Here is a 15,802-nt window from a genome sequence, read left to right as displayed (position 1 = left end):
CCGCTACGAGCGCAAAGCCGAGCACTTCCTCGCCTTCACCAGCATCGCCTGCACCCTCATCTGCTACCGCAGACTCACCAAATGAGATGACTTCTTAGGGGCGGCATCGCGCGCGGCGGCGCAGCGGTCCCAGTAAGGTGAGGCCGTGCTTGCCCCGCAGTCCGCGACCAGTACGGCCGGCGTCCGCCGGCGGCTGGTGCGTGCCTGCACGCTGGTCGCGGTGCTGCTCGGGCTGTTCCTGATGCACGGCGGCCCGGCCGCGGCCGACGGCGGGTGCCATGGGGCCATGCCGGACACGGCAGTGATGCGTACGGCGGTCACGCATACGGCTGTGATGCGATCGGCGCCGGACACGATGGCCGGAGGCGTGGCTGTCATGCCGTCGGCGCCCGCCGCGCACACCCCCGGCGGTCCGAGCGTGGCGGTCGGCAAGGCCGCGGCGCACTCCGCCGAGGCCATGCGAGGCGCCCTGTGTCTCGCCACCACTCCCCGCTCCGAGTTCCCGCTACCCCCGCTCACCGCGCTCGCCTGCGTACTGCCCGCCGCCGCCCTGCTCCCGTGGGCGCGGCGGGCTTACGGCGAGGCCCGGCGGCGGGGACCGCCGGGCGGCGGGCGTGATCTTCTGCTCCAGGTGTGCGTCGCGCGGACGTGACGTGTCCCCCGGGCTCCGGCGCAGCGAGCGCCGCGGCCCGGCCGGGACCCCGTTCACCCGCGCCACAGCACGGCGCCCACCTGGAAAGACACACCCATCATGTCCAAGGCTCTTCGGACGACTCGTCACGCTCTCGCGGCGGCCGCCGCCACCGCGGCCCTCGCCCTCACCCTGGCCGCCTGCGGCTCCGGCTCCGGCTCCGGCTCCGGGACCGACAACGGCTCCATGGCCGGAATGGACCACAGCGGCACACCCTCGGCCTCGGCGTCGGCCGGCGGCATGACGGACATGCCCGGCATGAACAGCGCCGCGACCGGCAACGGGCTGGCCGAGGCGAAGGACGGCTATCGGATGGCCTCCCCCGCCGCCACCCTCACCGCCGGCAAGGCGACCGGCTACCGCTTCACCGTCACCGGTCCGGACGGCAAGCCGGTCACCGCATACGCCGTCGACCAGACGAAGCGGATGCACTTCTACGCCATCCGCTCCGACCTCACCGGCTTCCAGCACGTGCACCCGGCCATGGCCGAGAACGGCACTTGGACCGCGCCGCTGGCCGCGCTGCAGCCGGGCACCTGGCGGCTGTACGCCTCCTTCACCCCGGACAGCGGCCCGGGCAAGGGCAAGGACTTCGTCCTCAGCCGGACCGTGCGGGTGCCCGGCATGGCGATGACCACACCCCTGGCCAAGGCATCCGGCACCACGACGGTCGACGGCTACACGGTCACCGTCAAGGGCGACCTGATGGCCGGCATGGCCCATCAGCTGACCGCCACCGTCACCAAGGACGGCAAGCCGGTCACCGACCTCCAGCCCTATCTGGACACCTACGCCCACCTGACCGCGTTCCACCAGGGCGACCTGGCCTTCGCGCACCTGCACCCGGAGACCAAGGTCGACGGCGACCACGGCGGACCGACGCTGACCTTCCACGCCGAGTTCGCCCGGTCCGGGAACTGGCGGCTGTTCCTGCAGTTCCAGACGGCCGGCCGGCTCCACACGGCGGCGCTCACCCTGCACGTCGGCTGAGCGCCCGCCGACGGGAGTTCGTGCGGGGCGCCGCATCCCTGCGGCGCCCCGCGCGTCGTCCCCTGCGGGCGGTCAGCGGCCGGTGGGCTGGAAGCCGCGCAGCCGCAGGCTGTTGCCGACCACGAAGACCGAGGAGAAGGCCATCGCCCCGCCGGCGATCATCGGGTTGAGCAGGCCGCTCGCCGCGAGCGGGAGGGCGGCGACGTTGTAGGCGAAGGCCCAGAAGAGGTTGGACCGGATGGTGCCGAGTGTCCTGCGGGAGAGGCGGATCGCGTCCGCCGCCACCCTGAGGTCGCCCCGCACCAGCGTCAGGTCGCCGGCCTCGATGGCGGCATCCGTGCCCGTGCCCATGGCCAGCCCCAGGTCGGCCTGGGCGAGCGCGGCGGCGTCGTTGACCCCGTCGCCGACCATCGCGACCGAACGGCCCTCGCCCTGCAGGCGCTTGACGACGTCCACCTTGTCCTGCGGGAGGACTTCGGCGATCACATGCTCGGGTGCGATCCCCGCCTCCGCGGCGACCGCCTCGGCGACCGTCCGGTTGTCGCCCGTGAGCAGGATGGGCGTCAGGCCGAGGGCGCGCAGCCGGCGGATGGCCTCCGGGCTGGTCTCCTTGAGGGCGTCGGCCACCTCCAGCACCGCGCGGGCCTCGCCGTCCCAGGCCACCGCGATGGCCGTACGACCGGCCGCCTCGGCCTCCGCCTTGGCCCGCGCCAGCTCCACGGGGAGCTCGATGGCCCACTCTGCCAGCAGCTGCTCACGGCCGACGAGGACCGCGTGACCGTCCACGATGCCCTGGACACCGAGCCCGGCGACGTTGGCGAAGTCCTCCGGAGCGGGCAGAGTGCCGACGCGGGAGGCGGCACCGGAGGCGACGGCCTGGGCGATGGGATGCTCGGAGGCGTGCTCCAGGGCGCCGGCGAGGCGGAGCACCTCGGTCTCGTCCGTGCCGTCGGCGGTGTGCACGGCGAGCAGGGTCATGCGGCCGGTGGTGACGGTGCCGGTCTTGTCCAGGACGATGGTGTCGACCTTGCGGGTGCTCTCCAGCACCTCCGGGCCCTTGATCAGGATGCCGAGCTGGGCGCCGCGGCCGGTGCCGACCAGGAGCGCGGTGGGCGTGGCCAGCCCGAGGGCGCAGGGGCAGGCGATGATCAGTACGGCGACGGCCGCGGTGAACGCGGCGGTCAGACCGGCGCCGTTGCCGAGCCAGAAGCCGAGCGTGCCGAGCGCCAGCGCGATGACCACCGGCACGAAGACGGCGGAGATCTTGTCGGCGAGGCGCTGGGCCGCGGCCTTGCCGTTCTGCGCGTCCTCGACCAGCTTGGCCATGCGGGCGAGCTGGGTGTCGGCGCCGACCCGGGTGGCCTCGACCACGAGCCGCCCGCCCGCGTTCAGGGTGGCTCCGGTGACGCCGTCACCCACACCCACCTCCACGGGCACGGACTCGCCGGTGAGCATGGCGGCGTCCACGGCGGAGGAGCCCTCGACCACGGTGCCGTCGGTGGCGATCTTCTCGCCGGGGCGCACCAGGAACCGGTCGCCGACCTTCAACTCGGTGACGGGGATCAGTTCCTCCCGGCCCCCGCGCAGCACGGTGACCTCCTTGGCACCCAGCTCCAGCAGGGCCTTCAGGGCAGCACCGGCCTTGCGCTTGGAGCGGGCCTCGAAGTACCGCCCGGCCAGGATGAACGCGGTGACTCCGGCGGCGGCCTCCAGGTAGATGTTCCCGGCGCCGTCGCTGCGGGTGATGGTCAGCTCGAAGGGGTGCCGCATGCCGGGCATGCCGGCCGTGCCGAAGAACAGCGCCCACAGGGACCACAGGAACGCCGCCGACGTACCGACGGAGATCAGCGTGTCCATGGTGGCGGCGCCGTGCCTGGCGTTGGTCCAGGCGGCCCGGTGGAACGGCCAGGCGGCGTAGGTGACCACGGGTGCGGCCAGGGTGAGGGACAGCCACTGCCAGGAGTCGAACTGGAGGGCCGGGACCATGGCCATCGCGATCACGGGCACCGCGAGGAGGACGGCGGTGGTCAGCCGCTGACGCAGCGCACGCAGCGCGCCGTCCTCCGCCTCCCCGCCCGCGGTGCCGTCCTGCGCGGCCTCGGCGGTGCGCACGGGCTCCGGCTCGCGGGCGGTGTAGCCGGTGGCCTCGACGGTGGCGATCAGGTCGGCGACCTCGATGTCCGCGCGGTAGCTGACCTTGGCCTTCTCGGTGGCGTAGTTGACGGTGGCCTCGACACCGTCCATGCGGTTGAGCTTCTTCTCGATGCGGGCGGCGCACGAGGCGCAGGTCATGCCGCCGATGGCGAGTTCGACCTCGGCCGCGCCGGGCGTGGTGGTGGTCATGTCTCTGCTCCTCGGTCCTCGGAGTCGTCGGTGCGGGCGATCAGGCCCGGTGCGGGCGGGTCAGACGGCGATCCGGCCGGCGAAGTCGTAGCCGGCCTCGTCGACGGTGTTGGCGATCAGTTCGTCGAGTGCCTCGTCGGCCGCCGCGGCGGTCGTGACGGTCACCAGGCCGGTGCCGATCTCGACCTCGACCGAGGTGACCTGCTCCAGGCCGCCGACCGCCTTGGCGACGACTCCCTGGCAGTGGGCGCTGCCGACGCCGTCGACCTTGTAGGTGACCTTGTTCTCGGCGGTCTCGGCGCCGGTGTGGCAGCTTCCGTCGGGGGTGCAGCAGTTCGACACGGGATCCTCCAAGCGGAACGAGTGATACCCCCTGGGGGTATCTGCGAACGACTTCATATATACCCCCCTCCCGTATCGACTACAAGCCGTCGATCTCCCTTGACTTCATACCCCCTGGGGGTATCTTGAGGTCATGTCCAGCCGCACCGTCGAGCGGCCGGGAGATGAGGAGTTGGCCATGAACACCGCACTGCGGATCACCGTCTTCACCGCCGCGCTCGCCGCGACCTTCGGGGCGGCCTACGGCGTCGGCTCCGTCGCGCCCCAGTCGGAGGGCGGCGCGCACGGCGGACACGGCGGACACGGCGGACACGGGGAGAGCGGGCACGCCGGCCACGCCATGGCGGGCGGCGGACACGGCGACGCGACTCCCGGCGGCCTGGAGATCTCCAAGAACGGCTACACGCTCGCCCTGGACACCGCACGCGTGAAGGCGGGCGAGAAGACGAACCTCAGCTTCTCCGTCGTACAGGACGGAACGGGCCGCAAGGTCACCGCCTACCAGCGGGAGCACGGCAAGGAACTCCACCTGATCGTCGCCTCGCGCGACCTGACGGTCTACCGCCATCTGCATCCGGCCCGGGCCGCCGACGGCACCTGGAGCACGCCGGTGGACCTGCCCACCGCGGGCGGGTACCGCGTCTTCGCCGACTTCCGGCCCACGGGCGGCGAGCCCCTCACCCTGGGCGCCGACCTCGCCGTCTCCGGCCCGTACGAGCCGGCCCAGCTGCCGCCCCGCAGCACGACCGCCGAGGTCGACGGGTACGAGATACGCCTCGACGGGCGGCCCGTCCCCGGCAAGCCCGCCGAGCTGACCCTCACCGTGACCAGGGACGGACGGCCGGTGCGTGACCTCCAGCCCTACCTCGGCGCCTACGGCCACCTCGTCGCCCTGCGCTCCGGCGACCTCGCCTATCTGCACGTCCACCCCACGGGCGAGCCCGGCGACGGCACCACCGAGCCCGGCCCGAAGGTCTCCTTCACGGCGACGGCCCCCAGCGCGGGCGCCTACCGGCTGTTCTTCGACTTCCAGCACGACGGCACGGTCCGCACGGCCGCGTTCACGGTCCACGCCGACGGCACGACGAGCGCCGACGAGACACCCGTGTCCGGCCACGACGACAGCGGCGGTCACGCGCACTGACCGGCCGCAGAACAGGACGGATACCGCCCGCGTCCGTGGGGACCCGGGCGGTTTCGCGTCGGGCGGGCGATCCTGGTGAGCGAGCGGCCCTGCGAGGAGGCTGCGAGGAGGCCAGGAGGCGCGCCCAGGTGATCGCCGTCAACCCGTTGAACAGCGCCTCGGTGCTGGCCGCCTTCGGCGCGCTCGGCGTCCTGGTGGTGATCTTCGCGGAGTCCGGTCTGCTGGTGGTCGGCTTCGTCCTGCCCGGTGACACGCTGCTGTTCCCGGCCGGTGTGCTGTGCGCCGGCAGCGCGCACCAGCCGCCCCGGCTCGCGCTGTGGCAGGTGCTGGTGTGCGCGGCGGTCGGGGCGGTGGCGGGCGGACAGGTCGGGTATCTGATCGGACGGCGCGGCGGCCGGGCGCTGCTGACGCGCACCTCCAGCCGGCGGGTGAAGGAGGCGGCCGCGCGGGCCGAGGAGTGGCTGCCGCGGTACGGCTACGGGAAGGCGCTGGTGATCGGCCGGTTCGTGCCGTTACTGCGGACGGTCCTGCATCCGGTGGCCGGCGCGCTCGGGGTGCCCACGCGGACGTTCACACTGTGGCAGACCGTGGGTGGCGTGCTGTGGTCCCAGACGCTTGTCCTCGCCGGCTACACCCTGGGGGCGTCCGTTCCGCAGATCGATGACTATCTGCTGCCGTTGGTCGCCGTTGTCGTCGTGGTGTCGATGCTGCCGCTGCTCATCGAGGCGTGGCGCGGCCGCCGGCAGTAGGGCCCCGATGTGCCGTCGGTCGTCTGCGGCCGCGTCGTGGCTGACGCGCCGGATCCGCGTCACCGGCCGAGGGCGCTCACAGGTCACCGAGGAACCCGGGGTCGCCCGCGCCCAGCTGCCGGGCGGAGTCGGCGGCGACGCCGAGGACTTCACGCATCGCCACGGCCCGCCGGCTGGTCCCGGCGAGGTCCGCGTGCGCCTCCTCGGTCCACAGGAACGGGAAGACGGTGATGCCCTGGGCGAGGTCCAGCGCCGCCGCCTCCTCCCGCCAGCCAGGCCAGCGCAGCCCGTCGTAGAAGGTCTCCAGTCGGCCGGACAGCAGCCAGCTCACCCAGGCGGAGTGCCCCATGTCCAGCGCCTCCCACTCGAGGGTGTCGGGCGCGAAGTACGTCATCTGTCCGGGTACGCCCGGGCGGCCGGCGCGGGCGGGGTCGTGGCCGTTCAGGCAGAACACCCCGCCGAGTACGTCGTGGCCGACGACCAGCCCGTGCACCGGGTACCAGTCGGGGTCGGGGTCCGCAGGGAACCCGTTGACCCGGCCGAGTCCCGGCATCCTGTCGGCGGCCGAGCCCGCGCCGTACACCCGCACCCAGCCGTCGTCCAGGACGAGCCCACCGCAGTGCAGGGCCAGCGCGCCCAGCGTCGAGCGCGCGGTGACCTGGAGCTGCGTCAGACAGCGGCGGCCCGCGTCGGCGTCGGCGGGCAGCACCCGTACGGGTACGGCGCTGCCGGCGAACGCCTGCCGGAGTTCCGGCCAGGCGGGATCGTCCACCCGTGTCAGCTCGTCGATGTCTCGCATCCGAGGATGATCGCAGACCGGGTCAGCGCGGCTTGCGGGCCTTGGGGCGTTTGCGGTTCGGGCGGCGGGGCGGGTGGACGGTGTCCAGTTCCCCGATCGCCGCGCGGATGTGTGCCGGGTCGCCCTTGCGGGGGCCGCCGGCGCACCACCAGGACGGCGTCCCATCGACGTCCCGGGGGTGCATGCCGAGGTCATGGACCGTGCAGACCGGCCACACCCGCCACAGCCGCTCCGTCACCGTGTCCTGGCCGGCGTCGGCGACGGCCATCACGGCTTCGGCGGCCGACTTGCCCGACATCAGGGAGCTGCCGTGCGCTTCGCCGTTGGAGAGGGCCACGTAGACCTGCTCGTCCAGGTCCCCGGACTCCGGGTAGGCGATCAGGCACAGGGGACGCTGGTCGGGGACGGTCGCCGCCAGGTCCCGGTTGAGGGCGGCCAGTGCCTCGTCCCAGAGCGGGTATTCACCGATGAGCACGAGGCGCGGCTCGGGCCGGCCGAAGTAGGCGCACATACGTGCATCCTCTCAGGCGGACACAACACCGCCTTCTGGACGCCCCTGTGACGATCCGTGAGACTGGACCGGGACCGGCGCTCCGGCGCCCCGGCTCTCCAGGACGGTGACCATGGAAGAGGAAGTACCTCGCGTCGCGCTCACCCCGCGGGCCGCGGAGCTGGTGCGGCGGCTGCGCGCCGAGCACGGGCCGCTGATGTTCCACCAGTCCGGCGGCTGCTGTGACGGCAGCGCACCCATGTGCTACCCGGACGGCGAGTTCCGCACCGGCGGCTCGGACGTGCTGCTGGCGGAGCTGACCGTGGACGGCGTGGCGGAGCCGGTCACCTTCTGGATGTCCCGCAGCCAGTACCAGGCGTGGAGCCACACCCGGCTGATCGTCGACGTCGTACCAGGGCGCGGCAGCGGCTTCTCGCTGGAGGCACCCGAGGGGGTGCGTTTTCTCACTCGTTCTCGCGTAGTCGACGCCTAGTCGGCCCGCCATCCGCCGTCTTCTGCTCCACTGCCCCTAAACCCTTGGAACACAGGGAAACAAGGGACGGTTGACGAGCCACCAGGGGGCACGGTGACAGGACGAGGCAGGCGTACGGCGGCGGCGAGAGCGGTTCTCACGGTGGTCACCGCGTTCGGTGTGCTGGCCGGTGCGGCCCTGGCGGGGGCGGCGCCGGCCGGTGCCGTACCGGAGGGCAGGCGGATCGCGCCCGGGGTCAGCTACCGGCAGTTCGACGTCGGCGCGGCCGCGGGCCCGGCGCACGCCCATCTCCTCACGGTCGACCTGGGCAATCCCCACGTCCGCGTGGATCTGCTGTACCCGGGCGAGGTGGCGGCGCGGGCCACCGTCTCCCGGCTGGCGGACTCGGCCGGGGCGGTCGCGGGAATCAACGGTGACTTCTTCAACATCACCGAGACCCAGCATCCGGGCGTGGAGGCCACCGGCGCGAGTGTCGGGCCGGCGATCGCGGACGGGCACGTGCTCAAGGCGGCGGTGCCGAACGGCCAGCGGTTCGGGCCCGCGCTGCCGCCGGAGACGAGCACCCAGGACGTCTTCGGCGTCGGCACGGACGGACGGGCCCGGCTGGACCGCCTCTCCCTCACCGGCGCCGTCGACACCCCGGACGGCCGGCTCACCCTGAAGGGCCTCAACCAGTACGCGCTCCCGGAGGACGCCATCGGCGCCTTCACCTGGCGGTGGGGCGGCGCTTCCCGCAAGCGCGCCGTGTGCGGCACCGACACCCGGCGCTCGGCCGCGTGCAGCACCGACACCTACGAGGTGAAGGTCCGGGACGGCCGGGTCGTGTCGGCCGCCGACACCCCGGGCAGCGGCTCGATCCCGGCGGACACCACGGTCCTGGTGGGCCGCGAGGAGGGCGCGCGGCGCTTGCGCAAGCTCGGTGTCGGGGACGCGGTGACCGTGACGCACACCCTGGTGGCGGCCTCGTCCGGAGTGCCGTACACGTTCGCGATCGGCGGCTTCCCGGTGCTGCGGAACGGCACGGCGCTGTCCGGCCTGGACGACGGCACCTCGGCGGTGCGCACGGTCGTGGGCTTCAAGGACGGCGGACAGCAGATGCTGATCCTCGCGCTGGACGGCGCCGCCGCCTACCGGACCGGGATGACGGTCGCGGAGGAGGCGGCCACCATGCGGTCGCTGGGCGCGTCCGACGCGTTCAACCTCGACGGCGGCGGCTCGACGGAGCTGGTCACCCGGGACGCGGGCGCGCGCGCCGTGACGGTCCGCAACCATCCGAGCGGCGGCGCCGAGCGTCCCGTCGCGAACGGCATCGGCGTCTTCTCCGACCGGTGACGGGGGCCCACGGCTCAGGGCCGCAGGCTGCTGACCAGCTCCGCGGTCGCGGTGAGCGTGCTGCTGATGGTGGGCGCCATGCTGGAGCCGGCCAGGAAGAAGCCGAGCACCATGCAGACCAGCGCGTGGGAGACCTTCAGCCCGCCGTTGCGCATGAAGATCACGGCCAGGATCAAGAGCAACAGCACCACAGAGATGGAAACAGCCATCGGGAACCTCCTCCGCCACGCCCCTTTGACGGCGTTCGGCCGCAAGTGTGGCGTAGCGGAGGGTTCGTCCGGGCTGCTGACGTGTCCCCCGAACGTGTGGTGTTACGCGGAGGGGCGGGCGTCCAGGAAGGACTGCAGGCCGGCCAGGTCGTCGGTGTTGAGGTAGTCGACACCGCCGGCCAGCAGTTCCGTCCACAGGGCGTCGCAGGCCGGGCCGGCGGCGTCCGGGGTGGCCCAGAACCGCACCTGCTGCCCGTGCGCGTGCGCGGCGGCGGTGATGCCGCGCAGCTTCTGCCGCTCGGCGTCGGGGAACGCGCCCGCCCCCGTCCAGGTGAAGTTCTGGGTCCAGTTGTCGCTGATCAGCGAGATGAAGGAGGCGGGGGCGGTGCTGCCGAGGTCGGTGAGCCGCCCGTCGTAGAAGGCCCGCCGCTCTTCCTGCGCCTCCATGGGAACGCGGGCGGCACGGTCGCCGGAGATGGCGGCCGTGACGGGTCCGCGGTGCACACGGCCGTGGTCGTACCGGGTGAACAGGTGCGGGTAGCGGCGCAGATGGCGGTCGAGTTCGAGGTACGTCGAGGAGCCCTCGGTCTTGATGTCGATGAGGAGCTGCAGCGGCCGGTGCCAACCCCGGTACACGGAGCCGTGGTTGGCCTTCACGATCCTGGCCAAGGGGTCGAGGTAGAGGGACTCGAGGGTGCGGGTCGGGTCCAGTTCGGAGGCGTCGTGCGCGATGAGGAGCTGGTCGCCGACGAGGAAGATGTCGCCCTCGACGCTGTTGAAGCGGTGGCCGAGCGCGTCGAACAGCGGGTGCGGGTGCTCGTAGTCGTTGTGGGCGTGCGCGTTCCACAGCGGGTGCGGACCCCGGTGGGAACCGCTGCCCGCCCAGGCCTGTGACGCGGGCAGGGCGACCGCGCCGGCGAGGGCCGCGCCGAGGGTGGTGAGGGCTCTGCGTCGGGTGGTGAGGGCCATGCTCTGCCTCCCTTGAGGTGCCGGATGGGACCTGGGAGAGTATGCGTGCACTCGCCACCCAAGAGGCCCTGTCTCGCGGGGAGTTGGCGCGTTGTTCACTTCTGCTGAGCAAGCCCGCGAAGAAGCCCGCCCCCGGCGGGGCGGGCTTCACTCGGGTGACGTCAGGGTGCCTGGAGGTCGACCAGTTGGGCCAGCGCCTCCCGGTGCACACCCGCCGTGCCGTAGGCGATCGAGTCCGCCTTGGCCCGCTTCAGATACAGGTGGGCCGGGTGTTCCCAGGTCATACCGATGCCGGCGTGCAGCTGCACCGCCTCTTCCGTGGCGTGGACGGCCACGGGAGCGGCGTAGGCCTGGGCGACGGCGACGGAGATCTCCGTGTCCTCGCCGGAGGCCAGCGCGTCGGCGGCGGCACGGGCGGCCGCCCGGAGGTTGACCGTCTCCAGCCACAGCTGGGCGAGCCGGTGCTTGAGCGCCTGGAAGCCGCCGACCGGCCGGTTGAACTGCTTGCGCTCCTTCAGATAGCGGACCGTCTCGGTCAACGCCCATTCGGCGACGCCCAGTTGCTCGGAGGCGAGCAGTCCGGCGGCGGCGCGCAGGGCCCGTCGTACGGTGGGCTCGGCGTCGCCGACACGACGGCCGGGGGCACCGTCCAGCCGTACGGTCGCCAGCGGCCGGGTCAGGTCCAGGGAGACCTGCGGGGTGACGGTCACGGCGTCGGCGGCGACCGCGTAGAGGCCGCCGTCGTCGGCCGGGACGAGCAGCACGTCGGCCACGACGGCGTCGGCGACACCGGTCAACTCGCCGTGCAGGGTGCCTTTTTCGAGTCGCACGGCCGTGAAGGCGGCGCCCGGCGCCGTGTGCAGTCCGACCGCGAGGGCGCCGATGGCGCGTCCGGAGGCCAGGCGGGCGAGCAGCTCCTCGTCACCGCAGGCCAGCAGGGCCTCGGTGGCCACGACCGCGCTGCCGAGGTAGGGCACGGGGGCGACCGCGCGACCCAACTCCTCGAGGACGACGGCGACTTCGCGATGCGAGGCGCCCTGGCCGCCCTGCGCCTCGGGCACCAGGAGGCCGGCCAGGCCCATGCCGTCGGCGAGCAGCTTCCACAGGGCGAGGTCGTGCGGGGTGTCCGACTCGGTGCGGGCGAGGACGTCGGCCGGTGCGCAGTGGTCCGTGAGCAGGTCCCGTACGGCGGCCCGCAGCGCCTCTTCCTCCTCGGAGTAGAGAAGATCTGTCATCGGGCGAGGTCCTTCCAGGCGACGTCCTTGTCGGTGCGCGGCTCGGCGGGCAGGCCGAGGACGCGCTCGGCGACGATGTTCAGCAGGACCTCGCTGGTCCCGCCCTCGATGCTGTTGCCCTTGGCGCGCAGATAGCGGTAGCCGGCGTCGCGACCGGTGAAGTCGACGAGTTCGGGGCGGCGCATGGTCCAGTCGTCGTACAACAGGCCTTCCTCGCCCCGGAGTTCGACCTCCAGGCCGCTGATCTCCTGGTTGAGGCGGGCGAAGGCGAGCTTCATGCCGGCGCCCTCGGGGCCGGGCTGTCCGGCGACGAGCTGCTGGCGCAGGCGTTCGGCGGTGAGGCGGGAGACCTCGGCCTCGACCCACAGCTTGAGCAGGCGCTGATGCAGGTCGTGGGTGCGCAGCTCGGGGCGCTCGCGCCAGGTCTTCGCGACCGGGCCGATCATGCCGCCCTCGCGGGGCAGCCGCATGCCACCGATGGCCACGCGCTCGTTGTTGAGCGTGGTCTGGGCGACCCGCCAGCCGTCGCCGATCTCGCCGAGGCGGCGGGAGTCGGGGATGCGGACGTCGGTGAGGAAGACCTCGTTGAACTCGGCCTCGCCGGTGATCTGACGCAGCGGTCGGACCTCGACGCCGGGGTCGGTCATGTCGCACAGGAAGTAGGTGATGCCCGCGTGCTTGGGCACGCTCGGGTCGGTGCGGGCGATGAGGATGGCCCAGCGGGCGTTGTGCGCGCCGGACGTCCACACCTTCTGCCCGTTGACCACCCAGTCTCCCCCACTCTCGGCTTCGCTCGAGCGGGAGGTGCCCCCACCTTCTCGTACGGCCCGGGTGCCGAGGGCGGCCAGGTCGGAGCCGGCGCCTGGCTCGCTGAACAGCTGGCACCAGACCTCCTCCCCGGTCCACAGCGGCCGCAGATAACGAAGCTTCTGCTCCTTCGTGCCGTACTTGAGGATGGTCGGCGCGGCCATGCCGAGGCCGATGCCGTTGCGGCGCGCGTCGTTGTCGGGGGCGCCCGCGGCCTCCAGTTCGGCGTCCACGGCGACCTGAAGGTGGCGGGGCGCGCCCAGTCCACCGAGGCCCTGCGGGTAGTGCACCCAGGCGAGGCCGGCGTCGAAGCGGGCCCGGAGGAACTCCAGGCGGTCGGTGCTCGCGGGGGGATGCGCGGCCAGCAACTCCCGGGTACGGCGGCGCAGTTCTTCGGCGTCGGTCATGCTACTCCCTCCATCACGACGGCGATCCGGCCGGTGGACCGGCCGTCCGCCACCTTCTGCACGGCCGCGGCGGCCTCGCCCAGCGGCACCCGCTCGCTCACCAGCGGCTTGATCGCGCCCCGGGCGGCCAGTTCGGTCAGTTCCTCGTGGCAGCGCAGGATGAGCTTCGGGTTCTTGGTGGCGTACAGGCCCCAGTGCAGGCCGAGGATCGAGTAGTTCTTCACCAGGGCGTGGTTGAGGGCCGGGCTCGGGATCGTGCCGCTGGCGAAGCCGACGACGACGATCCGGCCCTCGAAGGCGACCACCTTGGCGGACTGGGCGTAGGCCTCGCCGCCGACGGGGTCGTAGATCACATCGGCGCCCCGGCCGCCGGTGGCCTCCTTCACGGCCGCGATGACGTCCTCGCTGCGCCGGTCGACCACCACGTCACAGCCCAGCTCCCGCGCCACGGCGGCCTTGTCCGCGCCGCCGACGACACCGATCACGGTGGCCCCGGCAGCCTTGCCGAGCTGGACGGCGGCGCTGCCGACCCCGCCGGCGGCGGCGTGCACCAGCAGGGTCTCCCCCGCCTCCAGGTGTGCCCGGCGGTGCAGGCCGAACCAGCCCGTCTGGTAGCCGATGTGCAGCGCGGCGGCCTCGGCGTCGTCCAGCGAGTCGGGCGCGGGCAGCAGGGCGCGGGCGTCGGCGACGGCGTACTCGGCGAAACCGCCGTACGGCAGGACCGGGTTGGCGATCACGCGGCGGCCGTCCTCGGTCTCGGCGCAGATCTCCACGCCGGGTGTGAACGGCAGCGGCGGGCGCACCTGGTACTCACCCCGGCACATGAGGGCGTCCGGGAAGTTGATGTTGGCAGCGCGGACGCGCAGCAGCATCTGGCCGGCACCGGGCGTGGGCCGTTCCACCTCCACCAGGCGCATCACCTCGCTCGGCTCGCCGGTTTCGTGCACTTGCCATGCCTGCATGCGGGGCCTCCACGGGACTGCTTCGTCTGACCGGGTCCGACGGCATACTAAGCGGTCGCTTGCCGATCAGGGAACAGTCACCCGCCAGGGAGCTGCGTCACTTCCGCGTGGGCCGCGCCCGTACGTGCATCCTCTCCCCCTGCGGCCCGAACAGGCTGAGGAACTCCACCGGCCCCTCTCCGGTCGACCCGAACCAGTGCGGCACGCGCGTGTCGAACTCTGCGGCCTCCCCCGCCGACAGCACCACGTCGTGCTCGCCGAGGACCAGCCGCAGCCGGCCCGAGAGCACGTACAGCCACTCGTAGCCCTCGTGGGTGCGCGGCTCGGGCTCCTGCCTGCGCTGCGGTTCGAGCACCTTGAAGGCCTGGAGGCCACCGGGCTGGCGGGTCAGCGGCCAGTGGGTGCGCCCGCCCCGGACGATCGGCTTGGCCCGCACCCGGGGGTCCCCCACCGGTGGCGCGCCGACCAGTTCGTCCAGCGGCACCCCATGGGCCTGCGCGATCGGCAGCAGCAGCTCCAGGCTGGGCTTGCGCAGGCCGGACTCCAGCCGGGACAGCGTGCTCACCGAGATCCCGGTCGCCTCCGACAGCGCGGCCAGGGTCACCTCCCGCTCCTTGCGGATGCGCCGCAGCCGGGCGCCCACTTCCGCCAGTACGTCGTCTGTGCTCATGGCCGCTATTGCAGGATCGGCAAATCCGTTTGTCAATCCCGCGGGCATCGGGCGACCGTCGCCTCATGACCGACAACACCGAGAACAGCAGGTACGAAGTAGTCGTCGTCGGAGGCGGGGCCGCCGGGCTGTCCGCCGCGCTGGTCCTCGGCCGGGCCCGGCGCCGCACGCTGGTCGTCGACGCGGGCGAGCCGCGCAACGTGCCGTCCGCGCACATGCAGGGCTATCTGTCGCGGGACGGCATGTCCCCGGCCGAGTTCCTGGCAGTCGGCCGCGAGGAGATCGCCCGGTACGGCGTGGAGCTGGTCCGGGACCGGGTGGTGGACACGGACCGGGACGGGGAGGGCTTCACCGCGCGTCTCGCCGGCGGGCGGACGGTACGGGCCCGGCAGCTGGTGATCGCCACCGGCCTGAAGGACGAGCTGCCCCAGGTCCCGGGGCTGGCCGAGCGGTTCGGCCGGGACGTGGTGCACTGCCCGTACTGCCACGGCTGGGAGGTCCGCGACCGGCCGACCGGCGTGCTCGCGACCTCGCCGCTGAGCGTGCACCAGGCGCTCATGGTCACCCAGTGGTCGAAGGACGTGCGACTCTTCCTGCACGAGATGCGCGCGTCGGAACTGACGGACGACGACCTGCGCCGGCTGGCCGCCGCCGGGGTCGAGGTCGTACCCGGCGCGGTGGCGGCCCTCGTCGTCACCGACGACCGGCTCACCGGGGTCCGGCTGGCCGCCGGTACGGTCCACGACCGCGAGGTGCTCTACGCCGCCCCGCGCGCCGTACCGCGGAACGACCTGCTCGTGAAGCTGGGCGCCGAGCTGCGCGAGACACCCTTCGGCAGCTACCCGGTGATCGACGAACGCGGCCTGACGACCGTGCCCGGCCTCTGGGCGGCGGGCAACGCGAGCGGCTTCGCCGAACAGGTGATCAACGCGGCCAGCCGGGGGTACCGGGCGGGGGCGGCGATCAACGGGGAACTGCTGATGGCCGACCTGGACGGAAGCGCCCCAAAGGGGCGCGGGGAACTGCGCGACCAGCCACGACGCACCCGCAGGTAGGGCGCTGCACATCCAGCGGAGCGCAGCCGCGGCGATCAACGGGGAACTGCTGATGGCCGACCTGGACGCGACTGTCCAGGTGTAACGGCCCGGCGCCCGGTGCCACCATGGCTGC

Annotated in this window: 17 protein-coding genes; 7 read left to right on the top strand and 10 right to left on the bottom strand. The window is 72.8% G+C overall.

The genetic code is table 11. The features are described 5' to 3' along the window. Window positions 1–145: 145 nt before the first annotated feature. Both ACH47Z_RS32095 and ACH47Z_RS32090 read left to right on the top strand, forming a co-directional pair. A complete protein-coding gene (locus ACH47Z_RS32095; RefSeq protein ID WP_399079950.1) occupies window positions 146–652 on the top strand; it encodes a hypothetical protein in 507 nt (168 codons plus the stop codon). A gap of 99 nt (window positions 653–751) precedes the next feature. Beyond that, entirely contained in the window at window positions 752–1,681 is a 930-nt protein-coding gene (locus ACH47Z_RS32090) for a hypothetical protein (RefSeq protein WP_399079948.1), read from the top strand. A 72-nt stretch (window positions 1,682–1,753) separates the two neighbouring features. Here ACH47Z_RS32090 and ACH47Z_RS32085 read toward each other — a convergent pair whose 3' ends face one another. Together ACH47Z_RS32085 and ACH47Z_RS32080 are read right to left on the bottom strand one after the other, a co-directional pair. After that, window positions 1,754–4,024 (bottom strand): heavy metal translocating P-type ATPase, encoded by a 2,271-nt coding sequence (locus ACH47Z_RS32085; protein WP_399079946.1) that lies wholly within the window; start codon window positions 4,022–4,024, stop codon window positions 1,754–1,756. 60 nt (window positions 4,025–4,084) lie between these two features. Beyond that, window positions 4,085–4,366 carry a cation transporter gene (locus ACH47Z_RS32080; protein WP_399079944.1) on the bottom strand — a complete coding sequence of 94 codons (282 nt, stop codon included), beginning with the start codon at window positions 4,364–4,366 and terminating at the stop codon, window positions 4,085–4,087. Between the two features lie 178 nt (window positions 4,367–4,544). On the opposite strand from ACH47Z_RS32080, the gene ACH47Z_RS32075 reads away from it, so the two are divergent. Then, window positions 4,545–5,510, top strand: coding sequence for a hypothetical protein (locus tag ACH47Z_RS32075; RefSeq protein ID WP_399079964.1), 966 nt, complete (start codon window positions 4,545–4,547; stop codon window positions 5,508–5,510). Between the two features lie 128 nt (window positions 5,511–5,638). After that, entirely contained in the window at window positions 5,639–6,259 is a 621-nt protein-coding gene (locus ACH47Z_RS32070) for a DedA family protein (RefSeq protein ID WP_399079942.1), read from the top strand. A gap of 76 nt (window positions 6,260–6,335) precedes the next feature. Here ACH47Z_RS32070 and ACH47Z_RS32065 read toward each other — a convergent pair whose 3' ends face one another. Both ACH47Z_RS32065 and ACH47Z_RS32060 read right to left on the bottom strand, forming a co-directional pair. Further along, window positions 6,336–7,058 carry a DUF2625 domain-containing protein gene (locus ACH47Z_RS32065; RefSeq protein WP_399079940.1) on the bottom strand — a complete coding sequence of 241 codons (723 nt, stop codon included), beginning with the start codon at window positions 7,056–7,058 and terminating at the stop codon, window positions 6,336–6,338. Between the two features lie 22 nt (window positions 7,059–7,080). Further along, window positions 7,081–7,569 carry a hypothetical protein gene (locus tag ACH47Z_RS32060; protein ID WP_399079937.1) on the bottom strand — a complete coding sequence of 163 codons (489 nt, stop codon included), beginning with the start codon at window positions 7,567–7,569 and terminating at the stop codon, window positions 7,081–7,083. Window positions 7,570–7,681: 112 nt separating this feature from the next. Here ACH47Z_RS32060 and ACH47Z_RS32055 point away from each other — a divergent pair, with 112 nt between their 5' ends. Both ACH47Z_RS32055 and ACH47Z_RS32050 read left to right on the top strand, forming a co-directional pair. Continuing rightward, window positions 7,682–8,041 (top strand): DUF779 domain-containing protein, encoded by a 360-nt coding sequence (locus ACH47Z_RS32055; RefSeq protein ID WP_399079935.1) that lies wholly within the window; start codon window positions 7,682–7,684, stop codon window positions 8,039–8,041. Window positions 8,042–8,134: 93 nt separating this feature from the next. Beyond that, window positions 8,135–9,373, top strand: a complete 1,239-nt coding sequence (locus ACH47Z_RS32050; protein ID WP_399079933.1) for a phosphodiester glycosidase family protein — start codon at window positions 8,135–8,137, stop codon at window positions 9,371–9,373. Between the two features lie 14 nt (window positions 9,374–9,387). Here ACH47Z_RS32050 and ACH47Z_RS32045 read toward each other — a convergent pair whose 3' ends face one another. The 6 genes from ACH47Z_RS32045 to ACH47Z_RS32020 form a co-directional block, all read right to left on the bottom strand. After that, the gene (locus ACH47Z_RS32045; RefSeq protein ID WP_399079931.1) at window positions 9,388–9,582 is read right to left on the bottom strand and encodes a hypothetical protein; all 195 of its coding nucleotides are present in this window, start codon (window positions 9,580–9,582) and stop codon (window positions 9,388–9,390) included. Between the two features lie 102 nt (window positions 9,583–9,684). After that, a complete protein-coding gene (locus ACH47Z_RS32040; protein ID WP_399079929.1) occupies window positions 9,685–10,551 on the bottom strand; it encodes a phosphatidylinositol-specific phospholipase C/glycerophosphodiester phosphodiesterase family protein in 867 nt (288 codons plus the stop codon). 161 nt (window positions 10,552–10,712) lie between these two features. Beyond that, window positions 10,713–11,786, bottom strand: coding sequence for an acyl-CoA dehydrogenase family protein (locus ACH47Z_RS32035; RefSeq protein ID WP_399079927.1), 1,074 nt, complete (start codon window positions 11,784–11,786; stop codon window positions 10,713–10,715). After that, window positions 11,783–13,000, bottom strand: coding sequence for an acyl-CoA dehydrogenase family protein (locus ACH47Z_RS32030; protein ID WP_399079925.1), 1,218 nt, complete (start codon window positions 12,998–13,000; stop codon window positions 11,783–11,785). Before ACH47Z_RS32030 ends, ACH47Z_RS32035 begins: the two co-directional genes overlap by 4 nt. Next, on the bottom strand, window positions 12,997–13,962 hold the full coding sequence (locus ACH47Z_RS32025) for an NADPH:quinone oxidoreductase family protein (RefSeq protein ID WP_399079923.1): 966 nt from the start codon (window positions 13,960–13,962) through the stop codon (window positions 12,997–12,999). Before ACH47Z_RS32025 ends, ACH47Z_RS32030 begins: the two co-directional genes overlap by 4 nt. 97 nt (window positions 13,963–14,059) lie before the next feature. Then, complete coding sequence (locus ACH47Z_RS32020; RefSeq protein WP_399079921.1) at window positions 14,060–14,632, bottom strand: helix-turn-helix domain-containing protein; 573 nt, start codon at window positions 14,630–14,632, stop codon at window positions 14,060–14,062. 65 nt (window positions 14,633–14,697) lie between these two features. On the opposite strand from ACH47Z_RS32020, the gene ACH47Z_RS32015 reads away from it, so the two are divergent. Further along, a complete protein-coding gene (locus tag ACH47Z_RS32015) occupies window positions 14,698–15,687 on the top strand; it encodes an NAD(P)/FAD-dependent oxidoreductase (RefSeq protein WP_399079919.1) in 990 nt (329 codons plus the stop codon). Window positions 15,688–15,802 lie beyond the last annotated feature (115 nt).

The organism is Streptomyces sp. NPDC020192, assembly GCF_044388685.1.
GTDB lineage: Bacteria > Actinomycetota > Actinomycetes > Streptomycetales > Streptomycetaceae > Streptomyces.
The sequence above is the reverse complement of the archived record's forward strand: the minus strand, read 5'-3'. Positions and strand labels throughout refer to the sequence as shown.